Source organism: Candidatus Pseudomonas phytovorans (assembly GCA_029202525.1).
GTDB classification, from domain to species: domain Bacteria; phylum Pseudomonadota; class Gammaproteobacteria; order Pseudomonadales; family Pseudomonadaceae; genus Aquipseudomonas; species Aquipseudomonas phytovorans.
This window is the reverse complement of the sequence record CP119325.1, coordinates 1050518-1073697: the sequence shown is the minus strand read 5'-3', so window position 1 is coordinate 1073697 and position 23180 is coordinate 1050518. Positions and strand designations below refer to the sequence as shown.

General features: G+C 63.1%; 19 protein-coding genes and 1 riboswitch. Of the genes, 6 read left to right on the top strand and 13 right to left on the bottom strand.

Features of this window, described 5'->3' with window-relative positions:
- Positions 1-94: 94 nt before the first annotated feature.
- Positions 95-1975 carry a phosphomethylpyrimidine synthase ThiC gene (gene thiC, locus P0Y58_04665; GenBank protein WEK31494.1) on the bottom strand — a complete coding sequence of 627 codons (1881 nt, stop codon included), beginning with the start codon at positions 1973-1975 and terminating at the stop codon, positions 95-97.
- Between the two features lie 156 nt (positions 1976-2131).
- A riboswitch (TPP riboswitch) is annotated at positions 2132-2238 on the bottom strand.
- A 160-nt stretch (positions 2239-2398) separates the two neighbouring features.
- On the opposite strand from thiC, the gene P0Y58_04660 reads away from it, so the two are divergent.
- Entirely contained in the window at positions 2399-3832 is a 1434-nt protein-coding gene (locus tag P0Y58_04660; GenBank protein WEK31493.1) for a TolC family outer membrane protein, read from the top strand.
- Positions 3833-3946: 114 nt separating this feature from the next.
- Here P0Y58_04660 and waaA read toward each other — a convergent pair whose 3' ends face one another.
- Positions 3947-5218 (bottom strand): lipid IV(A) 3-deoxy-D-manno-octulosonic acid transferase, encoded by a 1272-nt coding sequence (waaA, locus tag P0Y58_04655; protein WEK31492.1) that lies wholly within the window; start codon positions 5216-5218, stop codon positions 3947-3949.
- Between the two features lie 11 nt (positions 5219-5229).
- Positions 5230-6120, bottom strand: coding sequence for a LysR family transcriptional regulator (locus P0Y58_04650; protein ID WEK31491.1), 891 nt, complete (start codon positions 6118-6120; stop codon positions 5230-5232).
- Positions 6121-6207: 87 nt separating this feature from the next.
- Between P0Y58_04650 and P0Y58_04645 the strand changes: the two genes are divergently transcribed.
- The 4 genes from P0Y58_04645 (at position 6208) to P0Y58_04630 (ending at position 9625) form a co-directional block, all read left to right on the top strand.
- Complete coding sequence (locus tag P0Y58_04645) at positions 6208-6540, top strand: multidrug efflux SMR transporter (GenBank protein WEK31490.1); 333 nt, start codon at positions 6208-6210, stop codon at positions 6538-6540.
- A 79-nt stretch (positions 6541-6619) separates the two neighbouring features.
- Positions 6620-7795 carry an FAD-dependent oxidoreductase gene (locus P0Y58_04640; protein ID WEK31489.1) on the top strand — a complete coding sequence of 392 codons (1176 nt, stop codon included), beginning with the start codon at positions 6620-6622 and terminating at the stop codon, positions 7793-7795.
- Positions 7792-8604, top strand: coding sequence for an aldo/keto reductase (locus P0Y58_04635; GenBank protein ID WEK31488.1), 813 nt, complete (start codon positions 7792-7794; stop codon positions 8602-8604). Before P0Y58_04640 ends, P0Y58_04635 begins: the two co-directional genes overlap by 4 nt.
- 52 nt (positions 8605-8656) lie before the next feature.
- Positions 8657-9625: a metal ABC transporter ATPase gene (locus tag P0Y58_04630; GenBank protein ID WEK31487.1), complete on the top strand. Its 969-nt coding sequence runs from the start codon at positions 8657-8659 to the stop codon at positions 9623-9625.
- Positions 9626-9750: 125 nt separating this feature from the next.
- Here the strand turns inward: P0Y58_04630 and hldE are convergent, their stop codons facing one another.
- The 3 genes from hldE to P0Y58_04615 all read right to left on the bottom strand — a co-directional run bounded on the left by hldE (position 9751) and on the right by P0Y58_04615 (position 14302).
- Complete coding sequence (hldE, locus tag P0Y58_04625; GenBank protein WEK31486.1) at positions 9751-11172, bottom strand: bifunctional D-glycero-beta-D-manno-heptose-7-phosphate kinase/D-glycero-beta-D-manno-heptose 1-phosphate adenylyltransferase HldE; 1422 nt, start codon at positions 11170-11172, stop codon at positions 9751-9753.
- A 130-nt stretch (positions 11173-11302) separates the two neighbouring features.
- Positions 11303-13111 carry a lipid A export permease/ATP-binding protein MsbA gene (msbA, locus tag P0Y58_04620; GenBank protein ID WEK31485.1) on the bottom strand — a complete coding sequence of 603 codons (1809 nt, stop codon included), beginning with the start codon at positions 13109-13111 and terminating at the stop codon, positions 11303-11305.
- A gap of 15 nt (positions 13112-13126) precedes the next feature.
- The gene (locus P0Y58_04615; GenBank protein WEK31484.1) at positions 13127-14302 is read right to left on the bottom strand and encodes an O-antigen ligase family protein; all 1176 of its coding nucleotides are present in this window, start codon (positions 14300-14302) and stop codon (positions 13127-13129) included.
- 101 nt (positions 14303-14403) lie between these two features.
- Here P0Y58_04615 and P0Y58_04610 point away from each other — a divergent pair, with 101 nt between their 5' ends.
- Complete coding sequence (locus P0Y58_04610; protein WEK31483.1) at positions 14404-15009, top strand: toluene tolerance protein; 606 nt, start codon at positions 14404-14406, stop codon at positions 15007-15009.
- 3 nt (positions 15010-15012) lie between these two features.
- Here P0Y58_04610 and P0Y58_04605 read toward each other — a convergent pair whose 3' ends face one another.
- The 7 genes from P0Y58_04605 to P0Y58_04575 form a co-directional block, all read right to left on the bottom strand.
- Positions 15013-16104, bottom strand: coding sequence for a glycosyltransferase (locus tag P0Y58_04605; protein WEK31482.1), 1092 nt, complete (start codon positions 16102-16104; stop codon positions 15013-15015).
- 37 nt (positions 16105-16141) lie between these two features.
- Positions 16142-16915 carry a glycosyltransferase family 2 protein gene (locus tag P0Y58_04600; GenBank protein ID WEK31481.1) on the bottom strand — a complete coding sequence of 258 codons (774 nt, stop codon included), beginning with the start codon at positions 16913-16915 and terminating at the stop codon, positions 16142-16144.
- Positions 16916-16979: 64 nt separating this feature from the next.
- Positions 16980-17936 carry a glycosyltransferase gene (locus P0Y58_04595; GenBank protein ID WEK31480.1) on the bottom strand — a complete coding sequence of 319 codons (957 nt, stop codon included), beginning with the start codon at positions 17934-17936 and terminating at the stop codon, positions 16980-16982.
- 37 nt (positions 17937-17973) lie between these two features.
- On the bottom strand, positions 17974-19377 hold the full coding sequence (locus tag P0Y58_04590; protein WEK31479.1) for a PIG-L family deacetylase: 1404 nt from the start codon (positions 19375-19377) through the stop codon (positions 17974-17976).
- The gene (locus P0Y58_04585; GenBank protein WEK31478.1) at positions 19374-20270 is read right to left on the bottom strand and encodes an antimicrobial resistance protein Mig-14; all 897 of its coding nucleotides are present in this window, start codon (positions 20268-20270) and stop codon (positions 19374-19376) included. The genes P0Y58_04590 and P0Y58_04585 overlap by 4 nt, the downstream gene beginning before the upstream one ends.
- Positions 20270-21400 (bottom strand): glycosyltransferase, encoded by a 1131-nt coding sequence (locus P0Y58_04580; protein WEK31477.1) that lies wholly within the window; start codon positions 21398-21400, stop codon positions 20270-20272. Before P0Y58_04580 ends, P0Y58_04585 begins: the two co-directional genes overlap by 1 nt.
- Complete coding sequence (locus P0Y58_04575; GenBank protein WEK31476.1) at positions 21384-23141, bottom strand: carbamoyltransferase; 1758 nt, start codon at positions 23139-23141, stop codon at positions 21384-21386. The genes P0Y58_04580 and P0Y58_04575 overlap by 17 nt, the downstream gene beginning before the upstream one ends.
- Positions 23142-23180 lie beyond the last annotated feature (39 nt).

Sequence of the window (23180 nt, the reverse complement as noted above, 5' to 3'; positions counted from 1 at the left end):
GCTTGCCCCGCGAAGGTGCCAGGCCTGCCAAACGCGTTGGCGCAGCTGACGCATTCGCGGGGCAAGCCCGCTCCCACAAAGGGAAATGACGGTCTTAGACTTTCTGGTACAGCTGGCTGCCTTCCTGGCGGAACCGCTCGGCCTGCTCGCGCATGCCTTGCTCGACCGACACGTCCACGGTCTCGATCCTGGCGGCGTATTCACGCACTTCCTGGGTGATCTTCATCGAGCAGAACTTCGGCCCGCACATCGAGCAGAAGTGCGCGACCTTGGCCGACTCCTTCGGCAGGGTCTCGTCGTGGAAGGCGCGGGCAGTGTCCGGGTCCAGGCCGAGGTTGAACTGGTCTTGCCAGCGGAACTCGAAGCGCGCCTTGGACAAGGCGTTGTCACGGATCTGCGCACCCGGGTGGCCCTTGGCAAGGTCGGCGGCGTGCGCAGCGATCTTGTAGGTGATGATGCCGGTTTTCACGTCGTCCTTGTTCGGCAGGCCCAGGTGCTCCTTGGGCGTGACGTAACAAAGCATGGCGCAACCGAACCAGCCGATCATTGCCGCACCAATGCCCGAGGTGATGTGGTCGTAACCCGGGGCGATATCGGTAGTCAGCGGGCCGAGGGTGTAGAACGGCGCCTCGTCGCAGCACTCCAGCTGCTTGTCCATGTTCTCCTTGATCAGTTGCATCGGCACGTGGCCGGGGCCTTCGATCATGCACTGCACGTCGTGCTTCCAGGCGATCTTGGTCAGCTCGCCGAGGGTTTCCAGCTCGCCGAACTGTGCGGCGTCGTTGGCGTCGGCGATCGAGCCGGGGCGCAGGCCGTCACCCAGCGAGAAGCTGACGTCGTAGGCCTTCATGATTTCGCAGATTTCGTCGAAGTGCGTGTACAGGAAGTTTTCCTTGTGGTGCGCCAGGCACCACTTGGCCATGATCGAGCCACCGCGGCTGACGATGCCGGTGACGCGCTTGGCAGTCAGCGGCACATAGCGCAGCAGCACGCCGGCATGGATCGTGAAGTAGTCCACGCCTTGCTCGGCCTGCTCGATCAGGGTGTCGCGGAACAGCTCCCAGGTCAGGTCTTCGGCCACGCCGTTGACCTTTTCCAGAGCCTGGTAGATCGGCACGGTACCGATCGGCACTGGCGAGTTGCGGATGATCCACTCGCGGGTTTCGTGAATGTGCTTGCCGGTGGACAGGTCCATGACCGTGTCCGACCCCCAGCGAATGCCCCAGGTCAGCTTGGCCACTTCCTCTTCAATCGAAGAGCCCAGGGCGCTGTTGCCGATGTTGCCGTTGATCTTCACCAGGAAGTTGCGGCCAATGATCATCGGCTCCACTTCCGGGTGGTTGATGTTGGCCGGAATGATCGCGCGGCCACGGGCGACTTCCTCGCGGACGAACTCGGCGGTGATTTCTTTCGGAATGCTGGCACCAAAGCTGTGGCCAGGGTGCTGCTGGTCGAGCAGGCCGGCAGCGCGGGCCTCCTGCAGTTTCATGTTCTCGCGGATGGCAACGTATTCCATCTCGGCGGTGATGATGCCTTGGCGGGCATAGTGCATCTGCGAAACGTTGACCCCTGCCTTGGCCCGGCGCGGGTTGCGCACATGGGCGAAACGCAGCTTGCTCAACTCGGCATCGTTCAGGCGCTGCTGGCCGAAGTTGGAGCTCAGGCCGCCCAGGCGCTCGGTATCACCACGGTCGTCGATCCAGGCCGAGCGCACATCAGCCAGGCCTTTGCGCACATCAATGATCACATTGGGGTCGGTGTACGGGCCGGAGGTGTCATAGACCAGCACCGGGGCGTTGGTTTCGCCGCCGAAATCGGTCGGGGTATCGTCCAGGCTGATCTCACGCATGGGGACACGAATGTCCGGGCGCGAGCCTTCGACATAAACCTTGCGCGAACGCGGTAGCGGTTGCACGGACTGCTGATCGACTTGTGCCGATTCGCTGAGATTGATCGTTTTTTCTTGTTTGCTCATCACGGGCTCTCCAGACAGCTTCCTAGCGGATGGAATGTCGGGGGAGAACCTGAAAGACGCGGACGCACCCTGAGACGGATGCAGTGCCGGATATGGGGTGCCCATAGCTGTTTACAGCTACGAAAATCCCGGACCTGGCACAAGAGGCTCCCCGGGAAGGTGAGCAATCTTGTTCCCTACGCAGGCGCTAACCTGATCAGGTTCAACGGGATCCGCAACTTTGCGATCTCAGCCTTTGCTTCAAGGCACCCCGACAAGAACATGCGCAGTCTAGACTGGAGTGGTCGGCAAAGCCAAGCAGCTAAATGCGCGGTTGATGAAAGGCACACCGGGCGATTGTTGCCAGGGGCGCATGGCACTACACTGGCCCGTCGCTCGATACTCAACAGTTCAGTAATTAAATTTCGTACAAGGATTGCCTCTATGCTGCGCAAACTCTCACTGGCGATAGCCGTGTCTTGTGCGTCCAACGGAGTGGTCTGGGCAGCGGACGTGCCCTCTACGGTCAAGACCGACCTGGTCAGCGTCTATCAGGAAGCGGTCGACAACAACGCCGACCTGGCAGCGGCACGCGCCGATTACGGCGCCCGCCGCGAAGTGGTGCCACAGGCCCGCGCCGGTTTGCTGCCGAATCTGTCGGCTGGTGCCGAGATGATGAATACCCGCACCAAGCTCGATGAGCCGTCCATTACCTCCAACCGCAGCGGCAACTCCTGGAGCGCGACCCTGGCCCAGCCGATCTTCCGCGCCGACCGCTGGTTCCAGTTGCAGGCAGCCGAAGCGGTCAACGAACAGGCGGCGTTGGAGCTGTCGGCCACCGAACAGAACCTGATCCTGCAAACTGCGCAGAACTACTTCGCCGTGTTGCGCGCGCAGGACAACCTGGCCGCCACCAAGGCTGAAGAAGCCGCGTTCAAGCGCCAATTGGACCAGTCCAACGAACGCTTCGATGTGGGCCTGTCGGACAAGACTGACGTGCTGCAATCCCAGGCCAGCTACGACACGGCCCGGGCCAACCGGATCATCGCCGAGCGCCAGGTGCAGGATGCCTTCGAGGCGCTGGTCACCCTGACCAACCGTGAATACACCTCGATTCAAGGGGTGGTGCATACCCTGCCCGTCCAGGTGCCAACGCCAAACGACGCCAAGGCCTGGGTCGAAACCGCTGGCCGCCAGAACCTCAATCTGCTGGCCACCAACTATGCGGTTTCCGCTGCCGAAGAAACCCTGCGCCAGCGCAAGGCCGGCCATGCACCGACCCTGGATGCAGTGGCCAAGTACCAGAAGGGCGACAACGACAGCCTCGGCTTCACCAACCCTTCGCAACTGGGCGTGCGCTACAGCGGCGATGTCGAACAGACCAGCGTTGGCCTGCAACTGAACATCCCGATCTACAGCGGCGGCCTGACCAGCTCGCAGGTACGCGAGGCCTACCAGCGCCTGAGCCAGAGCGAACAGCAGCGCGAAAGCCTGCGCCGCCAAGTGGTGGAGAACACGCGCAACCTGCACCGCGCGGTGAACACTGATGTGGAACAGGTGCAGGCGCGCAAGCAGTCGATCATCTCCAACCAGAGCGCGCTGGAAGCCACCGAAATCGGCTACCAGGTCGGTACCCGCAACATCGTCGACGTGCTCGATGCCCAGCGCCAGCTGTATACCTCGGTGAGGGATTACAACAACAGCCGCTACGATTACATCCTCGACAACCTGAGCCTGAAGCAGGCGGCCGGTACGCTAAGCCCGCAAGACCTGCAGGACCTCAAGCGCTACCTGAAACCGGACTACAACCCGGACAAGGACTTCTTGCCGCCGGATTTGGCTGCTGCTGCGGCCAAGAACTTCGAGCGCCGCCCTTGAGATAGGTGTTGAGTTCTTCGCGGGCTCGCCCGCTCCCACAGGGATTGCGCAGCCCTCAAACCCTGCATAAATCCTGTGGGAGCGGGCGAGCCCGCGAAGAAGCCAACGCAAATATCAGCGCATTAGCGCAGCCAGGCCATCAAGCAAGCGCTGCAACGCCCCCTGATTGGCCCGCATCACCGCCCTGCCCGCCTCGCCCATGCGCTGCGCAGCCTGCGGCAACTCGACCAGCCGCCGCACTTCCCCGGCCAGCCCGTCGGCATCGTCCACCTGCTGCAACGCCCCCGCCTCGCGCAACATCGCACTGATTTCGAGGAAGTTGAACACATGTGGCCCCATGATCACCGGCAACGCCAACGCTGCCGGCTCCAACGGGTTGTGCCCACCGGTAGGCACCAGGCTCCCGCCGACAAAGGCAATGTCGGCCAGCGCATAGAGGAACAGCAACTCGCCCATGGTGTCGCCAAGCAGTACCCGCGTCTGCGCATCGACCGGCGTGCCGGCAGAGCGGCGCACGGTCGTGAACTGTTCGCTGCAAAGCGCATGCACCGCGTTGAAGCGCTCGGGGTGGCGCGGTACCAGGATCAGCAAGGCATCCCCATGCACCTGCAGCAATTGCCGGTGCGCCTGCAGGATCAAGGCATCCTCACCCTCGTGGGTACTGGCGGCAATCCACACCGGGCGCTGCGTGGTACCCCACTGTTCACGCAAGGCCCTGGCACGCGGTAGCAGTTGCTCGTCGATCTTCAGATCAAATTTGATCGAGCCTGTGACCTGCACACACTCCGGCCGCGCACCCAGTTCACGGAAGCGTTGCGCCTCGGTCTCGGTCTGCACGGCAATCAGGTTCATCTCCGCCAGCATCGGCCGCGTCAGCTTGGCAAAGCGCCCGTAGCCACGGGCCGAACGCTCGGACAATCGCGCATTGGCCAGCGCCACCGGAATGCCGCGCTTGGCACACTGGTGAATGTGATTGGGCCACAGCTCGGTTTCCATGATGATGCCCAGCTTCGGCTGCACATGGTCGAGAAAACGCCCGGCCGCCCACGGCAGGTCGTAGGGCAGGTAGCAATGCTGCACGCGCGGTTCATCGGCGAACATGGCGCGAATGCGCTCGGAACCGGTAGGTGTCATGCAGGTAAGCGTGATCGGCAACTCGGGGTAAGCCTTGAGCAAGGCGCGCACCATGGGCGCGGCGGCAATGCTCTCGCCCACCGACACCGCATGCACCCAGATGCCACCCTGGCGCATGGCTGGCAGCTTGCAGGCGAAACGCTCGGCGATACGCTGACCATAGGCTGGCGCCTTGCGCGCACGCAGGTACAGGCGCAGCCTAACCAGCGGCAGGCCCAGGTGAAACAGCAAGGTATAGAGTGTTCTGTTCATGGCGGCGGAGTTTACCCGATCGCACGCAGGTGCACCGCAAAGCGCTCGGCCAGCCACTGCGCCGCCGGCCCCAAGGGCTCATCGCGCCGCCAGGCCAGTTCCGCTACCAGCGCCGGTGGGCGCCATTCGCTGTCCAGCTCGACCATGTGCGCCTGGTAGGTCGGGTACTGCACCACATGGCGTGGTAACCAGGCCCAGCCCAGGCCACGCATCAGCAACTCTGCCATGGCGTAGAAGCTGTCGGCACGCCACACCTGCGGGCTGGCTGCTTCGCTACCTGGATAACCGCTTTGCTGCGGGGTAATCAGCAATTGCCGGTGGCGGGCCAGCTGCTGGCAGGTAACGCGCTGCTCGCGGGCCAACGGGTGGTCGATCGAACACACCGTGACCATTTCCACACTGCCCAGCGCACGCCGCTCCAGCGAGGCCGGGATGCTCTCGTGGTGAAAGAACAGGCCGAGGTCAGCGCGACGCTCCACCAGCTTGCGCGCCACATCGCCCTGGGCGCCACTGGCCAGCTGCACCTCCAGGAACGGGTAGCGGCTGGCCAGTTCATCGAGGCTGTCGATCACCGGCTGATAGGGCATGGCTTCGTCCTGCGCCACCCGCAGCAAGGCCTCCTGCCCGCGCATCAACGCCAGTGCGCGGCCATCCAGGCGCTCGCACTGGCGCAACAGTTCGCGGGCATCTTCCAGCAGCGCGCTGCCATTTTCGGTGAGCTTTGGCTGCCGGCCGCTGCTGCGCTCGAACAAGGTGACACCCAGGTCAGTTTCGAGCAGGGCGATGGCGCTGCTGACTGCCGACTGGGCTTTGCGCTGCTCGCGCGCCACAGCAGAAAACGAGCGCAGTTCGGCAACGCGCAGAAAGGTTCGCAACTGCTCGAGGTTCCACTGCTCGGCCATCGACCTATCTCCCCTATTGATAGGTAATGACTTTACCCCATCCAGGTAACGTCTAGAATGCCCGACCAGTTATCGGAGGATCCTGCCATGAATGCCTACACCTACCTCGCTATCGCCATCTGCGCCGAAGTTATCGCCACTGCCTCGATGAAAGCGGTGAAGGGCCTGAGCACGCCATTGCCGCTGCTGCTGATGGTGGTCGGCTACGGCATCGCGTTCTGGATGCTGACCTTGGTGGTGCGCAGCATTCCGGTGGGGATCGCCTACGCCATCTGGTCGGGGCTGGGGATCGTGCTGATCAGTGTGGCGGCGCTGGTGATCTACGGGCAGAAGCTGGATGTGCCTGCGATGCTGGGCATGGCCATGATTGTGGGTGGGGTGGTGGTGATTCAGCTGTTCTCGAAGACAGCCGGGCATTGAGCCAACCTGTGCCGGCGATAGGGCCCCCACAGGTATAGCCTGTATACTTGCCAGCTGTCCCAGTCTTCGAGGTACCGCCATGCCATCTGCCATTTCCACTGACGTGCTGATCGTTGGTGCCGGGGTCGCAGGCCTCTGGCTCAATGCCCGCCTGCGCCGCCAGGGCTACTCGACAGTGCTGGTGGAACGCGCCAGCCTTGGCGGCGAGCAGACTATCAAGTCGCAGGGCATCATCCACGGCGGCACCAAGTACGCCCTGCACGGCGCCCTGACTGGTGCCTCGGAAGCCATCGCCGAGATGCCGCGCCGCTGGCGCGAGGCCCTGGCTGGCGACGGCGAACTCGACCTCGGGCGTACCCGCCTGCTCTCCGACGCCCACTACCTGTGGTCGCCGGGCACCTTGGCCGGTAACCTCACCAGTTTCTTCGCCAGCAAGGCCGTGCGCACCCGTGTCGAACAGGTCAAGGGCGAGCAACTGCCACCGGCCCTGCAGGACCGTGCCTTCAAGGGCAAGGTGTATCGCCTGGCCGAGCTGGTTATCGACGTGCCCAGCCTGCTGGCCAACCTGGCCGAACTGGCCGGTGACAGCCTGCTGGCGGGCGAACGCATCGAACCGCTGCGCGAAGGCGACGAACTGGTCGGCCTTTGCGTGGACGGTCGCGAAATCCGTGCCCAGCGCGTTGTGCTGAGTGCGGGTGCCGGCACCGAAGACCTGCTGCACACCCTCGGCGTGAACCAGCCCGCGATGCAAACCCGCCCCCTGCACATGGTCATGGCCAAGGGCGCCAACCTGAAGCCGCTTTACGCACACTGCCTGGGCGGTGGGCCGAAGCCGCGGGTAACGGTCACTACCCATCCGGCTGCGGATGGGCAATGGGTATGGTATCTGGGCGGCGACCTTGCCGAAGCGGACGGCGTCGCTCGCGAGCCTGCCGCGCAGATTGCTGCGGCGCAAAAGGAAATCGCCAACCTGCTGCCGTGGGTCGACCAGAGCCAAGTGCGCTGGGCCACCCTGCGGGTCGACCGTGCCGAACCTGCGCAGTCCGGCCTGGTACGCCCGGACAACGCCTTCCTCGCCGACCAGCAGCGCCTGCTGGTCGGCTGGCCGACCAAGCTGGCGCTGGCACCGGACTTCAGCGACCGGGTCATCAGCCACCTGGAGCGCGACGGCATCCGCCCGCAGGCGCAAGCCGACCTGGCCGACCTGCCACGCCCACCGCTGGGCGTACCGGCCTGGGAGCAACTGCTGCCATGAGCCTGCCAACCTTGCATGACTTCCACCGCCCGCTGGGCAGTACCGGCTTCAAGGTGTCCCCCTTGGGCCTGGGCACGGTCAAGCTGGGCCGCGACCAGGGTGTGAAGTACCCCACCGGTTTCACCATCCCCGGCGATGACGAAGCCCGCATGCTGCTGGCCCAGGCCCGCGAACTGGGCATCAACCTGATCGACACCGCCCCCGCCTATGGCCGCAGCGAGGAACGCCTGGGCCCGCTGCTGCGCGGCCAACGCGATGAGTGGGTAATCGTCAGCAAGGTCGGCGAAGAATTCGACAGCGGCCTGTCGCACTTCGACTTCAGTGCCGCCCACACCCGTCGTTCGGTGGAGCGCAGCCTGCGCCGCTTGGAAACCGACCGCATCGAACTGGTGCTGGTGCATTCCGACGGCAACGACTTGGCGATACTCGAACAGCAGGAGGTCTACCAGACCCTGGCGGAGCTCAAGCGCGAGGGCAAGATCCTCGGCTTCGGTCTGTCCGGCAAGACCGTCGCCGGCGGCCTGAAAGCACTGGAGCAAGGCGACTGCGCCATGGTCACCTACAACCTCAACGAACAGGCAGAACGCCCGGTGCTGGACTACGCTGCCGAACACGGCAAGGCCATTCTGGTCAAAAAGGCCCTGGCCAGCGGGCATATCTGCCTGGCCCCGGGCGTTGACCCGGTGCAGGCAAGCTTCGAGCTGTTGTTTGCCCACCCGGGCGTCAGCAGTGCTATCGTCGGCACCATCAATCCGCTGCACCTGGCCCACAACGTGGCCACCGTCGCCCGTATCCTGGGCCAGCACTGAGTTGCCTCTGGCCCAAGGGCCAGGAGAATGACCCGACGCAAGGAGGAGCCTCGTGGCGCGAACGCTGATCCGCAAGAACCCGAGCAACTTCAAGACACTGCCACTGCATGTCGAAGCCACGCCCGAAGGCCTGGTCTACCAGAGCATCGGCATGCCGCTGAACTTTGCCCAGACCCAACAGCGGCGCAAGGCCATCCAGCTGCCCGACACGCAGCGCTTCGTGGTCGAACTGGCCAACCTGGGTGTGTCGGTGCGCCTTACCCTGCATTGGCAAAACCGCGATTACTGGGTGTTGGTACGTCAGCGTCGGCAAGACCGGGGCGATGTGGTGCTGAAACTGATTTCTGGCTACGTACCCGCGCAGGAGCTGAACCTGCCGTTGCACACGGCTGTTCAGGAAGTGGCAGAGGAATGCCTGCTGGAAACCCCGGAAGGCTGGTTGGGCGGGCGCTTCAACGATACCTGGCTGCCTGTCCCGTACGCCGCAGCCCTGCACTATCGCGAAACACCGCACTTCTTGCTGGCCCCGGAGTCCGGCGCCGCCCGGCCCGTGCACTGCGGCAACCTGATGCTGCTGGAGCGGCCACGGGCCTATGTGCACTTGCCCACCGCCTCGCTGCAACTGATCTACGACATGCGCCTGCAGGTGCCCCGTGAAGCCAAGAAACTCAGCCTGTTTCACGTCGATGAGCGGCTGGAGGGTGGCCAGCTGGTGGCGCGGCTCAACCGCAAACGGCCAGACCTGTACCTGATGCCTTTGAAGGACGGTCAACCGCTGGCTGAGCTGTATACGCTGAAAAAGGATGAGCTGGTGCCGGCGAGTACCCGCGGGCTATATCTGGCCGAGAGTTTTGCCCGGCAGGAAGGCTGGGTAGTGACGGACGAGCGGGTGCGCTGGAAGGACTGGGTGAAGCAGCAGGGGTTGGTCGAGAGCAAGCCGGTGCGGGCATCGCACCTGCAGCGGTTTGGTGACAAGGCGCGGCAGTTGCTGGAACGGGCGCGAACATCACTTCACAAATGATTGGGGCCGCTATGCGGCCCTTCGCGGGCATGCCCGCTCCCACAGGGACGGTGCAACCTTCAAGCCTGCGCCGTACATGTGGGAGCGGGCGTGCCCGCGAAGGGCTGCACAGCAGCCCCAAAGCATCAGTTCTTGCGAATTTTCTCGACAATGGCGGTGGTCGAGCTGTTCTCGACCAGCCCCAGCACCTTCACGGTGCCGCCATAGGCCTTGACGATATCGGCGCCCACGACCTGGTCGATGCCGTAGTCGCCACCCTTGACCAGTACATCCGGCTTCACCTGACTTAGCAGGTTTTCCGGCGTACCTTCGGGGAAGCTGATTACCCAGTCTACCGCACCCAAGCCGGCCAGAACGGCCATGCGCCGGTCGACGCTGTTGATTGGTCGGCCCGGCCCTTTCAGGCGGCTGACCGAAGCGTCGTCGTTGACCGCGACAATCAGGCGATCGCCCTGGGCCCGCGCCTGTTCCAGGTAAGTGACGTGCCCGGCATGCAGGATGTCGAAGCAGCCATTGGTGAAGACGATCTTCTCGTTGTGCGCCCGCGCGTCATCGATGGCCAGCAGCAGTTGCTCCAGGCCCAGTACGCCGCGCTCGGAGCCTTCCTCACGCTGGATTGCCCGGCGCAGTTCGGGGGCACTGATAGCAGCCGTACCCAGCTTGCCGACCACGATGCCTGCCGCCAGGTTGGCCAAGGCCACCGCGTGGGGCAGGTCCTCGCCAGCGGCAATGGCCGCTGCCAGGGTGGAGATGACGGTATCACCGGCACCGGTCACATCGAACACTTCACGCGCCCGCGCCGGCAGGTGCAGCGCCGGCTGGCCAACGCGCAGCAGGGTCATGCCATGCTCGCCACGGGTTACCAGCACGGCACCCAGGTCCAGTTCCTGCAGCAACTGCAAACCTTTGGCGACCAGTTCAGCCTCATCGGCACAACGGCCAACGATGGCCTCGAACTCGCTGAGGTTGGGGGTAATCAGGCTGGCGCCACGGTAGATGGAGAAATCCTTGCCCTTGGGGTCGGCCAGCACCGGAATGCCCTTGGCCCGCGCCGCCTGGATCAGGCTCTGGTGATTCTTCAGTGCGCCCTTGCCGTAGTCCGACAAGACCAGCACCTTGACGCCTTCGAGCAGGCTATCGACTTCTGCACCCAGCGACAGCGGGTCGGTGGCAAACGGCTCTTCGAAATCGATACGCAGCAGTTGCTGGTGACGGCTCATGACCCGCAGCTTGACGATGGTCGGCTGGTGCGCAATGCGCTGGAACACCGAGCGAACCCCCGCAGCCTGCAAGCTGTTGGCCAGGCTGTCGGCGGCCTCGTCCTGGCCGGTAACGCCGATCAGCGAAGCCGGTGCGCCCAGGGCGGCGATGTTCAACGCAACGTTGGCCGCGCCGCCGGGGCGATCCTCGATCTGATCGACCTTGACCACCGGCACTGGCGCTTCAGGCGAGATACGCGAAGTACCGCCATGCCAGTAGCGGTCGAGCATGACATCGCCGACCACCAGAACCGGGGCTTGATCGAAACGCGGCATGGACAACTTCATGGGCAACCCATATGGAAATAATGAACAGGGGCAGGATATTAGCACAGGGTAGACGACGGCTTTATGGCCAGATCGCCCCCGGAAAATTCCCGTGACAATCGGGGCCGTTACGGCCCCGATCAGGGAGGACTCAGGTGATATCGGCCTTGACCGGCTCATCCAGGCCCATGGCATGAAGGCGGGCATAATGGCCATTAGCCGCGAGCAGCTCGGCATGGGTGCCGCGCTCGACCAGACGGCCTTGGTCCATGACCAGGATCTGGTCGGCCTTCTCGATGGTCGACAGGCGGTGGGCGATCACCAGTGTGGTACGGCCTTGCATCACATGGTCCAGGGCCGCCTGGATGTGCCGCTCGGATTCGGTATCCAGCGCCGAGGTGGCTTCGTCGAGAATCAGCAGCGGTGCGTTCTTCAGCAGCGCCCGGGCAATCGCCAGGCGCTGGCGCTGGCCGCCGGAGAGCAGCACGCCGTTTTCACCCACATCGGTGTCGAAGCCCTTCGGCAGCTTGTCGACAAACTCCTTGGCGTAGGCATCGGCCGCAGCGGCTTCGATGTCTGCGCGCGGGGCACCTGCCAGATCGCCGTAGGCGATGTTGTTGGCCACGGTGTCGTTGAACAGGGTGACGTGCTGGGTCACCTGCGCAACGTGGCGGCGCAGGTTGCGCAGGCGGTAGTTTTCGATCTCCACGCCATCGAGCAGGATCTGCCCCTGGTCGTGGTGATAGAAGCGTGGAATCAGCGCCGCCAGGGTCGACTTGCCACTGCCGGAGCGGCCGACCAGGGCGATCATCTGCCCGGGCTCGGCAGTGAAGCTGATATCGCTCAGCACTTCACGTTCGGTTCCCGGGTAGGTGAAGCTGAGGTTGCGTACTTCCAGGCGCCCTTCCACCCGCTCTTTCTCTACGGTGCCGGTGTCCACTTCAGCTTCTTCGTCCAGTTGCTCGAAGATGCTCTCTGCACCCGCCAGGCCTTTCTGGATGGTAGAGCTGACTTCCGACAACTGGCGAATCGGCTTGGGCAGCAAGCCGGCGGCGGTAATGTAGGCCACCAGGTCACCGGCGGTAGACTCACCCCGCAGGAACAGCACCAGGAACATCAGCGCGGCCATGGCGCTGTAGATCACCAGCTGCAGCATCGGCGTGTACAACGAGCCGGTCTTGGTCATGCGCAGTTGCTTGTCGGTATTGCTCTGACTGGCCTTGCTGAAACGCTGCTCCTCGTAGGCCTCGCCGCCGAAGCTGCGCACCACGCGGTAGCCCTGGATGGTTTCCGAGGCGACGTGGGTGACATCGCCCATCGCCACCTGGATTTTCTTGCTCTGCTTGCGGAATTTCTTGCTGGCAACGCTGACCATCACCGCAATCACCGGCAGGATGGCAACCATGACCAAGGTGAGGTGCCAGTTCATCCACAGCAGGTAGGCAAACAGGAACACCACGGTCAGGCCTTCACGGATGACCACCTTGATAGCATCGGTGGCAGCACCGGTGACCATGGTCACGTTGAAGGTGATACGCGAAATCAGGTGCCCGGAGTTGTGGTTGTCGAAGTAGCGGTTGGGCAGTACCAGCAGCTTGTTGAACAACTCCACGCGCAGGTCGTGCACCAGGCACAGGGAAACCTTGGCCAGAAAATAGTTGCCGAGGAACGAACCCAGGCCCTGCCACGCAGCGATCAGGATGATCAGCAGCGGCACCGCCTGCAGCAATTGCAGGTCGCGCAGGTACGGGACGGTGGGGAACAACACCGCTTCAGGGTTGCTCAGCCCGTCGACAAAGTACTTGAGGATGCCGGCCAGCATCGGCTGGGTGGAGGCGAAGATCACGAAACCGACAATGCTCAGCAGGAAAATGCCGAGATAGGGTTTCACATAGCTCAACAGCCGGAAGTAGATCTTCAGGCTGGAGGTGTGCTCCGCTGGTCGCGGTGTTTCGGCCATTATCGAGCTCGCTGTTCAGGTTGAACCGGAAATTTTACCACAGGCGTCATTTTCGGCACGCCCCCATGGCAGCATCATGGCAAGGCCGACAGGTAGCCAGCTGATAAACCATTCGGCACGTGGCGTGCCGGTGAGGCTGGCGGCATCGAACTGCATGGCCAGGGTCGAGTACACCCAGAAACCCAGCAGTATCTTGCCGAACAGCGTACCGCGTGCGCGCACGATTGCAGCCAGGGTGTACAGCCACACGGCGACCCAGAGCAACATGCCGGGCAAGCCCATTTCCACGGCGACGTGGGTGAACATGTTATGGGTGTGGTCGAAGTGCTTGCCGACAGCGCTTACTTCATAGTCAGCACCCAGGCCCAGCCCGGTCCAGGGGTGCGCGGCAATCATGTCGACCACAGCATGGAAAATTTCCGGCCGGTAGGACGAACCACGCTTGGCGATAATGTCGTACACGGCGAAGAAGGCCAGGCCGGTAGCAATGACTGCCAGTATGGAAAACACCCGGCTGTGACGATCACGGAACCACAGCGGCGCAACCACCACAGTGATCACCAGCGCCAGGATCGCCCCACGGCTCTGGCTGAGCATGGCAAATGCACCCAGGCAGACCAGTGCCGCCAGCCACAACAGCTGCAGGCCGCGTTGCCGGGGCGGCTCGTAGAGAAGAAAAAGCACAGCCGAGCCGATCACATAGGCGCCCAGGATGGGGTGGGATATCTCACCGATACCCCCCAATCTGGCCAGTAAAGGCATCCGCTGCAGCCCGTAGAAATTGATGATGGAGACCAGCGCGGCAACGGCCAGCAATGCGCTGCCGAGCAGCAACAACTGGCGAATGCGGGCAAGGCCTAGCTGGGCCAGCAATGGGAACGCCAGCAGAAACACCAGAATGTAGAGCAGGCGCTTGATCTCGCGCCCGTGCTCTTCTGCGGGCGACCACGCCAGGCTCAACCCGCTCCAGGCCAACAGCAGCAGCACACTCCCCCACAGCGCCGGCTGGCGCTTCCAGGCTTGTACCAGCACCTCACGGGCCGACCACGCGAGCACCAGCGTTGGCAGCCACAGGAACAATACCAAACCCTGTTGATAAATCTTGTTGCTCGGTGCCAGCGCAATCGCCGCCAGGAACCAGACCAGACCCAACCCCAACCAGGCCCGTGCCCAGTTTTTTTGATACAACATCCTTTTCCCCCGATGAATCAAAGACACCATCCATGGTGCTACCGCATTATTTTCGGCATTATTGCCGGTCATTTTGCTCGCCAGACGACAAGGCTCTATTCATGCAATGCTCCCGGCTCACCCAGGTCGACTTCGATCAGCTGACACAAGGCGCACAGGTGCTTGAGGCAGACAGCCATGGCGCCAAAGTCTACCTGCTCGCGGATGGTAATTTCCTCAAGGTTTTTCGTAGGAAGCGGCTGATTTCATCTGCACTGTTGCGGCCCTACTCGCAGCGCTTCGTCGATAACGCCGCGCGCTTGGCGCAATTGGGCATTCCCACCCTCGAAGTCATCAGCCAGCACAAGCTCGACCTGCCAGGCCGCACTGCCGTGCTGTATCGCCCGCTACCCGGGCGTACCTTGCTGCAAATGTCGCGCGATGAAGGATTCAGCTGGGACACGTACCTGCCCCAACTGATCCAGCTGGTCCGCCAGTTGCACCGCAGCGGCGTGTACTTCCGCTCGTTGCACCTTGGCAATGTGGTGGTTACCCCTGACCAGCGGCTGGGCCTGATCGATGTGGCCGACATGCGCTTCCTCCGCCCGCCGCTGTCTGCGCGCATGATTCGGCGCAATGTGCAGCACATGGTGCGCTATATCGAGCGGGAGAACCTGGGCGACCGGTTCCCCCTCGCCGCCTTCGAGGCAGCCCTGCTGGCGCGCTGAGCGTCAGTTGCGCAACAGGCTCTGTGAGCCGTTGCAGAAGGCCTGCCAGGCCTGCTCCGGCGCCAGTGCCTGACGCTGCCTTGCGGCTACCGTCGGGGCGCTGAGCGCCGTACAGCGCTCGATCGCCTCAGCCCAGGCGCTCTCGTCGGCAACAGGCAGATAGCCACCTGTGTCGCGCAGCTGCTCGCGGAACACCTGCAGGTCGCTGCACACCACCGGTACATCGGCCATCACTGCCTCTTGTACCACCAGCCCCAGGCCTTCGGACCGCGAAGGCACCAACAGCCAGTCGAATGCCCGATACAGCTGCTGCAGGTCTTCACGGTGACCGCGCAGGTGAACGCGATCTGCCAGGCCCAGTGCGTCAATACGCTCCTGCAGCGCGGCATGCTGCGGCCCCTCACCAATGATCGCCAGTTGCAGGCCCGGTTGCCGTGCACTGGCCCTGGCGAATGCCTCAATCAGCATTTCAAAGCCTTTGCTCTCGACCAACCGCCCTACCGCGCCCAGCATTACCCCGTCGGCCTGAGGCAACTGCAGCGCCTGCCTGGCCTTGTCGCGGCTCAGCAAAGGCGCAGCGAAGGCCAGCGGGTCGAGCGCCATGCGCAGGGTTTGTACCGGCCTGCCCAGGTCACGCTCCAGCGACTCGGCCAACGTCTGCGACACTGCCGCGATGCTCAGCCGCTCGGCCGGCAACATACGCAGCAAGCGAATGTCACTGCCATTGAGCCGCGTCTTGCCATGGAACAGCACCTTGGCACGCACGTCGGGAATGCTCTGCAACAACGGCAGCACAAGGCGCGCAACGCCAATACCGTCGAGCAGGACGATTTCCGCCCCGGCCTCGGCCAGCGCCTTGCGCAAACGCATGCGCAACCATGGCCGCAGCAAGCGCCACAAATGACGCCCCTTCAGGGCACGAGCCGGCATGTGCCACTCCCGGGTCGAGCCAAGCCCACAACAGAGCCCGCTACCCAGCAGCAGCCAGTTACTGATCCGGGCATCGGCACCCGCGTTCGACAACACCTGCCGATGCACCTTGTGGATGGACATGTACGGCGTTCCACCCGCCCACATCATATTGACGATGTTCATGGGCCCTCTCCCGCTCATGTCAGGTGGGACAGCGACTTCATTGAACAAAAAGGGTGATACCCATGCCGATCAAGGCACCTGTCACCAGCGTCAATGCCAGTTTGATCCGATCACGTTGACGACGTTTGGCCTTGCGCTCCACTTCTATGGGCAAGGTCACGTGATTGCCAAATCCAGTGTGCAATACTGCATCACCCTCCAGGGTGACCGCTGTAAGATTTAACTCAGCGTAGCGTCGGGAAAGCGCCTTCTCTCCAGCATAGGCGGCAAATGGCGCACAGCGCTGGTAATCGCTCAATCGACGCAGGCCAGGGTTGAGCGAAAACGCTTGCCACTCGGCCTTGTCCGACAGCAGCGGATAACACGGCACGCCAGCGATCACCTGGCGATCGCCCAAGTGGATATACGGGCTGTGGACGGCCAGGTCATGGGCATGGCTGCGCAGCCACACCTGCAACAGGTTGGGGCTGACCTCCAGAATGGCTCGCGAATCTTCGACAAAGCCCTGGCGGTAGAAATGCCAGTCGTCTTCGCAGTGGAAGATGTACGGCGTCTTGACGTGGCTGTAGGCCAGGTCGATTGACGGCAACTGGCCGAGCTTGGGCCGGTTGACGAACACCTTGCAGTACGGTTTCCAGTGCTCTGGCACAGCGCCATGCACGGCATCGTCACCGGAATCTTCGGTGATGAACACTTCGCGAACGGGCGCGGTGTTGTAGCGATCAAAACTCTCAAGGGTGTCTTTGAGCAGATCGAACCGCCCACAACTGGTCACGACAAGCGTGACATCACTTTCTTCTGAAAAGCGCACCGGACTCCCTCCGCATTGCGACTAGCGGCTTTCAACACCCGCTCCTGGGCGCGAAAGCTCTTATTTAGATGCCCAGTTTCAGGCGCAGCCGCTGCCACGCAGACAACGGCGGGTGGGGCCTGAGCGCTGGGCGCATGTGGTCGACGATGCTACGTCCAACTGCGGCGAAACTGAAACGGGAAACCGCCAGATGGCGGCCATTTTCTGCAATCTGCCGGGCCAGTTCAGGGTCTGCACGCAAACGGCGGAGCTTTTCCTGAAGGGTCGGGATGTTGTCATAGAACACCACGTTGTGCATGTCCTGCAGGCCCAATGCGCGGTTTTCTTCCTCGCCCTGGTCATACGCCAGCAACACACAGCCACAGGCCATGGCTTCAAAGTTCTTGATCATGTATTCGCCCATGCCCACGTCGGCACTGACGAAGAAACGGATACGGTTGAGCGTGTTGCAATAGTCTTCACCCGACTTGGTGCGGGTTACCAGCAGGTTCTCGACCTGCCCCAACTCGTCCAGCAGCGCCTTGCGACCGCTGTAGGCCACGCTGTTGACACTGCCGACGAAGGCCAGTTCGATATCACGCTCGCGCCCCTGGTCGGCCAACAACTGCTCGTCATAGCCCTTGGGCACGAACACCGCGTCGAAACCTTCCTGGCGCAGGCGCTCGCTGACCATGTAACCAGAGCTGATCACCCGCGCCCATGGCAGCTGGCGGTAATGAGCGCTGAACTTGCCGGTGTACTTGCACGGGATGTAGTTCTGGTAGGCGTCGTGTTCGAGGATGACCAGGTTCGGGACGGTGCGAATGAACGCTACCTGACGGATCTCTTGCTTGAAGCGCAGGAAGAACACGATGCGGTCATAACGCTCAACCTGCACTTCACGCTTGAAGTAGCGGCGCAGGTTGCGCTGGTCTTCGCTGGTCAGCCAGCGCAGGTCGCATTCGCAGTTGGCCGCGACGCCATCGTACAGGCGGTCGAGAATAGCCCGCTGCTCCTTCTGTACCAGAAATAGGACTTTCATTACGTTCCTTGGGCGCTCGGCGCCATCGCGGTCAGGTTTACAGCTCACGCCGCCAGAACAGCTCGTGCCGGCGCACGGCCTTGCGGAAGAACTCGTTTTCCCCGTAAGGCGACGGGCGACGCCCGGCCAGCCAGCGTTGCAGCAACCGGCGCAGGCGACGCTTGAACGGGGCCGGCGGCTGCAGGTCGTGCATCATGCCCAAGGCCATGGCCTTGTCGCGCTGGGTGGCCAGGTCAAGGACCAGGCTGCATGGGGCCCAGGCCTGGCTTGCGTTCAACTGCGGCGGCAAGGCCACGCCATCGCCGCTGTCGCCCATCGGCCAGCGGTCGTTATCGTGCAGGTGATTGGCGTAGCAGAGCAGCGTCTGCGGTTTCCAGCCCAGGCCCTGCAAAGCCTCTAGCACGGCATCCTGGGCGCAGATGTGGTCCGGGTGCGGGTCGAGCTGCGGGTGCGGCATTACCAGCACCTCGGGCTTGGCCATCTCCAGCAGGGCACGCAGGTCAGCCAGCAGGTTGTGCCAGGTGGGCGCACCATCGCTGTCGGCCGGCAGCGGGAACGGGTTGAACTGGCGGAACGGGCGGATATCGGCCATCTCGGCTTCGCGAGACACCGCAGGCTGCCCGGGCGCTGCTTGCATGGCAGGCAATTGCAGGCAGAAGTAGCCCAGCTGTATGCAACGCGACTCGGGCACACCGGCCCAACGCGGCACGGCAATGCTGTCCCAGGCGCGCAGTCGCCCTTTCAGGCGGGCGGCCTCAGCCTTGTCCAGGCCCATCTGTTGATAGTGCTCGGCCTCGATTTCGCCGGCAGTCAGCGTCACTACCCAGGTTTCGTCGGCCTGGCTGTACAGGCCATAGGCGGCCAGCTCGGCGTCGTCGGCATGGGGCGCAATCACCATTACCCGGCGCCGTTGCAGCTCAACCGCTGGCGTTATCCATAGGCGCGGCTGGCCTTGCAGGCGACAATGCCTGCCACGCAGGCGCAACGTGCCGGCCTTCAATGGCGCAGCCAGGCCAGTCAGGTTGAGGAACCGCAGGCCATCAACGCCGCGCTCGAAGGTTTGCCGATCGGACTGCTCGTCCGCCAGCAGTTCGACTTGCGGATCAAGGAAACGCCCAAACCAGTTGCTTTTTACCTGCAGCTCAAGCACAAGGGTTTCATCGCCCTGAAGCGCACAGTCGGCCTTCAGCACGTCGTCTTGCAGGCTCGCAGCAACTTGCCGTGCCTGGTCACCGAAGTCGTAGGCGTAGTCCTCGGCCGGGGCGTAGAACAGGTGGTCGGCAAACCAGGCCTCGTGTGCAGCCCAGACCAGCGGCAACAGCAACAGTGGCAGCCACCACCAACTGAATACACCCAGGACGACCAGCGCAACCAGCCCCGCCAGCAAGCCGAGGCGCTTGTTGCGCCGGTGGCGCTTGAGCAACTGCTGCTTGCGGCTCACGCCTGATACACCGGCACGGGGTTGCACCAGCGGTCCTTGTACTCGCGATCGGCACGGCCGAACGAGAAGCGCAGTGGTTTGTTGCGCGCGCGGGCGTCTTCCCAGGCCGCCTGGGTATTGAGGAAGCTCAGCACGCTGCCCGGGCTGAAGGCCTTGGTTTCAGGGTCGACACCGCCGTTGATGTACTCGACGCTGACCCATTCCGGCGCTTCGACGCGGTACACCAGCTGGATGGCAATCGGCTTGCCGTCCAGCATCAGCACCGAGCCGATCAACAACTCGCGCAGGCGCTCCAGCACCTCGGCCATGCGCTCGGCACCGGTGGCCGGGAAGCCCCAGCGGCGCTGGAACAGGTCGCAGTACATGCTGGCGATTTCCTGTGCGCTGAAATCGCTGATCGGGCGCACCACCCCACCGGCCTCTTCCAGCAGGCGCAGTTCGCGGCGCTGGTTGTAGCGGAACTTCTTCGACAAGTCTTCGGGCGCCCGGGCCATGGCCAGCTGCTCTTTCTGCGCCTTGAGGCCACTGAAGCGGCCCTGGTTCAGCTCGGAGAGGTAACGCACGGTATGGCGCAACGGTGCAGCAGCATCAGCCGCCGCTGGCAGGATGATTTCGGCATTGCCAAGGTCGAACAGGGCTTTTTTGCCGGCACGCTTGAGCACGTCCTTGGCCAGCGCCAAGTGGCGCCCCCAGGTCGGGATGGCGGCTTTCAGCTCGCCGGCCTGGTACCAGCCCAGGTAACGCACCGGGATCTGCGCCAGGTCAGCCAGTTGCTCGATCACCAACGGATGGGTGGCAACACTGCCACCAAACCGCGCCCACGCCTCGGCATATGCTTTGGCGTCGATAACTTGCCAGCCGCGCTCGCGCAAGGCCTGGATACGATTGAGCATCAGACCTGCCCTACCAGCGCACGTACCTGCGGCAGCTGCCAGAAGGCCTCGCGCACCGCCTGGTCGGAAAAGCGTTCATGCAGGCGTTGCAGCATGTGCTCGGCACAGGCCTGGCGCTGTTCAGCGTCCAGCGTGGCCATATGCTTCAGGCCCTGGGCCAACTGGGCAGCATCGCCCAACGGGAACAGCACACCCACACCCTCGACCACTTCACGGGCCCCGCCGCAGGCCGTGGCCAGCACCGGCACGCCAGCGACCATGGCTTCGAGCAGGACCATGCCGAACGGCTCGTGGTCGGAGCTCAGGGCGAACACGTCGAAAGCCTGGAAGTAGCGGCGTGCATCCGGCACCTGGCCGAGGAAATCAACTTGCCCGGCAATGCCCAGCTCGGCAGCCAAGGCCTTGAGTTCAGCCTCCAGACGGCCTTTGCCGAGAATCGCCAGGCGAGCACCTGTTGGCAACCCGGGCAGCGCCTGGGCAAAACCACGTAACAGCGTGGCCTGGTCCTTGTCCGGGTGCAGGCGCCCGACGTTACCAACGATCCATGCCTGCGCATCCAGACCCAGTGCCCGGCGCGCTTCGGCCCGCGGCACCAGGGCCGCTTGCAGGGCGTCGATATCGATACGGTTGTACAGGGTCTGGATGCGCTCTGCAGGCCACTGGGGCAGGCAGCGGCGCATATCGTCACGCACCGCGTCCGACACGCCCAGCAGGCTCAAGCGCTTGCTGAACAGGTTGGCGAACAGCCGACGACCTTTGCGCTCATAGTCGCCAAAGGCATGGTGCACGCCGATCACCGGCAGGCCGGTACCCAGCAAGGCCACGTAGATGGGCTTGAATCGGTGAGCAATGCAGAAGGCAAAGTTGCGCTCGGCCGCAACCCGCCGCAATGCGCGGATGGCGCCGAGTTTGAGGCCGCGCACGGCCTTGGAGCTGAACTCCATGAACAGCACCTCGTCCGACGCGCAGCCGGCCACTACCTGCGGGTCGGCGGCGCCAGTGAGGAATACCGTGGTGACCTGGTAGCCATGCCCCTGAAACAGGCTGGCGTACTGACGGGCACAGTCCAGAAACGGCCCGTCATAGCCATGGCAGAACTGCAGGATGCGCGGTTCAGAGCGGCTGGTCATACGCGGCCGCGCCGTCCTTCACAACCAGGATGTCTTCCATGATCAGGTACTGCAGGTCCGAGCCGAAGAACATGTGCAGGGCATCGGTTGGCGAGCAGATCATCGGTTCACCACGGCGGTTCAGCGAGGTGTTCAGCGACACGCCGTTGCCGGTCAGGTCTTCCAGCGCCTTCATCATGTCGTAGTAGCGCGGGTTGTACTCGCGCTTGAGCACCTGGGCACGCGACGTACCGTCCTCGTGCACCACTTCCGGTACGCGGGTTTTCCACTCTTCAGCCACTTCGAAGGTGAAGGTCATGAACGGCGCCGGATGGTCGACCTTGATCATCTGCGGGGCAACGGTGTCGAGCATCGACGGGCAGAAAGGTCTCCAGCGTTCGCGGAACTTGATCTGGTGGTTGATGCGGTCAGCCACGCCTGCAACGCTCGGGCAGCCGATGATCGAACGGCCACCCAAGGCGCGCGGACCGAACTCCATGCGGCCCTGGAACCAGGCCACCGGGTTGCCGTCGACCATGATCTGGGCGATTTGCTGTGGCATGTTGTCGAGCTTGCGCCACTTCGGCGCGTCCGGGTGACGGGCGCAAGCAGCAATCACGTCTTCGTTGGAGTACGAAGGACCGAGGTAGACGTGTTCCATCTTCTCGACCGGTACGCCACGGGCGTGGGAAACATAGGCTGCGGCACCCACGGCAGTGCCGGCGTCGCCGGAAGCCGGCTGCACGAACAGCTCTTTCACGTCCGGGCGGGCGATGATTTTCTGGTTAAGCTTCACGTTCAGCGCACAGCCGCCAGCGAACGCCAGTTTGCCGGTTTCACGCAGGGTATCGCCCAAATAGTGGTCGATCATCTGCAGCGCCAGCTTCTCGAACAGCGCTTGCATGCTGGCTGCGTAGTGAATGTAAGGCTCGTCGGCAATGTCGCCTTCGCGCTTGGGGCCCAGCCATTCGATCAGCTTCGGCGAGAAGTAGAAACCCTTGCCCTTCTCTTTATAGCGACGCAGGCCGATGACGTTGGCGTACTCGGTGTTGATCACCAGCTCGCCATTTTCGAAGCTGGCCAGGCGCGAGAAGTCGTACTTTGTGGCATCGCCATAAGGCGCCATGCCCATGACCTTGAACTCGCCGTCAAGCATCTCGAAGCCGAGGAACTCGGTGATTGCACCGTACAGGCCGCCCAGCGAGTCCGGATCGAAGAATTCCTTGATCTTGTGGATCTTGCCGTTTTCGCCATAGCCAAAGAAGGTGGTGGCGTATTCGCCTTTACCGTCAATGCCGAGGATTGCGGTTTTTTCCTTGAAGCCCGAGCAGTGGTAGGCACTGGAGGCGTGAGCCAGGTGGTGCTCGACCGGCTCGATCTTGACCTTTTTCGGGTCGAAGCCCAGCTGTTCCAGGCACCAGACGATCTTCTTGCGGTAGCGCTTGTAGCGACGGTTGCCCATCAGGATAGCGTCGAGGGCGCGATCCGGGGCGTACCAGTAGCGTTTGGCATAGTGCCAGCGTGCCTTGCCGAACAGGCTGATCGGGGCGAACGGGATGGCTACCACGTCTACGTCGGACGGCTTGATGCCTGCCTGCTCCAGGCAGAACTTCGCCGACTCGTAGGGCATGCGGTTCTTCGCATGCTTGTCACGCACGAAGCGCTCTTCTTCGGCGGCGGCAATCAGCTTGCCGTCAATGTACAGGGCCGCGGAAGGGTCATGGCTAAGGGCGCCGGACAGGCCAAGAATCGTCAATGCCAAGGGATTAGCCTCTTCATTCGGTAGAAACGCGCCAGCGGC

Excerpts from the sequence above, each read along its gene's own strand:
- P0Y58_04640 (WEK31489.1), top strand. The coding sequence starts at position 6,620 with ATGCCATCTGCCATTTCCACTGACGTGCTGATCGTTGGTGCCGGGGTC.
- hldE (WEK31486.1), bottom strand. The coding sequence starts at position 11,172 with ATGAAGTTGTCCATGCCGCGTTTCGATCAAGCCCCGGTTCTGGTGGTC.
- P0Y58_04595 (WEK31480.1), bottom strand. The coding sequence starts at position 17,936 with ATGAAAGTCCTATTTCTGGTACAGAAGGAGCAGCGGGCTATTCTCGAC.
- P0Y58_04610 (WEK31483.1), top strand. The coding sequence starts at position 14,404 with ATGCAATGCTCCCGGCTCACCCAGGTCGACTTCGATCAGCTGACACAA.
- P0Y58_04585 (WEK31478.1), bottom strand. The coding sequence starts at position 20,270 with ATGCTCAATCGTATCCAGGCCTTGCGCGAGCGCGGCTGGCAAGTTATC.
- P0Y58_04605 (WEK31482.1), bottom strand. The coding sequence starts at position 16,104 with ATGAACATCGTCAATATGATGTGGGCGGGTGGAACGCCGTACATGTCC.
- P0Y58_04635 (WEK31488.1), top strand. The coding sequence starts at position 7,792 with ATGAGCCTGCCAACCTTGCATGACTTCCACCGCCCGCTGGGCAGTACC.
- P0Y58_04645 (WEK31490.1), top strand. The coding sequence starts at position 6,208 with ATGAATGCCTACACCTACCTCGCTATCGCCATCTGCGCCGAAGTTATC.
- msbA (WEK31485.1), bottom strand. The coding sequence starts at position 13,111 with ATGGCCGAAACACCGCGACCAGCGGAGCACACCTCCAGCCTGAAGATC.
- P0Y58_04580 (WEK31477.1), bottom strand. The coding sequence starts at position 21,400 with ATGACCAGCCGCTCTGAACCGCGCATCCTGCAGTTCTGCCATGGCTAT.
- P0Y58_04650 (WEK31491.1), bottom strand. The coding sequence starts at position 6,120 with ATGGCCGAGCAGTGGAACCTCGAGCAGTTGCGAACCTTTCTGCGCGTT.
- thiC (WEK31494.1), bottom strand. The coding sequence starts at position 1,975 with ATGAGCAAACAAGAAAAAACGATCAATCTCAGCGAATCGGCACAAGTC.
- P0Y58_04615 (WEK31484.1), bottom strand. The coding sequence starts at position 14,302 with ATGTTGTATCAAAAAAACTGGGCACGGGCCTGGTTGGGGTTGGGTCTG.
- P0Y58_04660 (WEK31493.1), top strand. The coding sequence starts at position 2,399 with ATGCTGCGCAAACTCTCACTGGCGATAGCCGTGTCTTGTGCGTCCAAC.
- waaA (WEK31492.1), bottom strand. The coding sequence starts at position 5,218 with ATGAACAGAACACTCTATACCTTGCTGTTTCACCTGGGCCTGCCGCTG.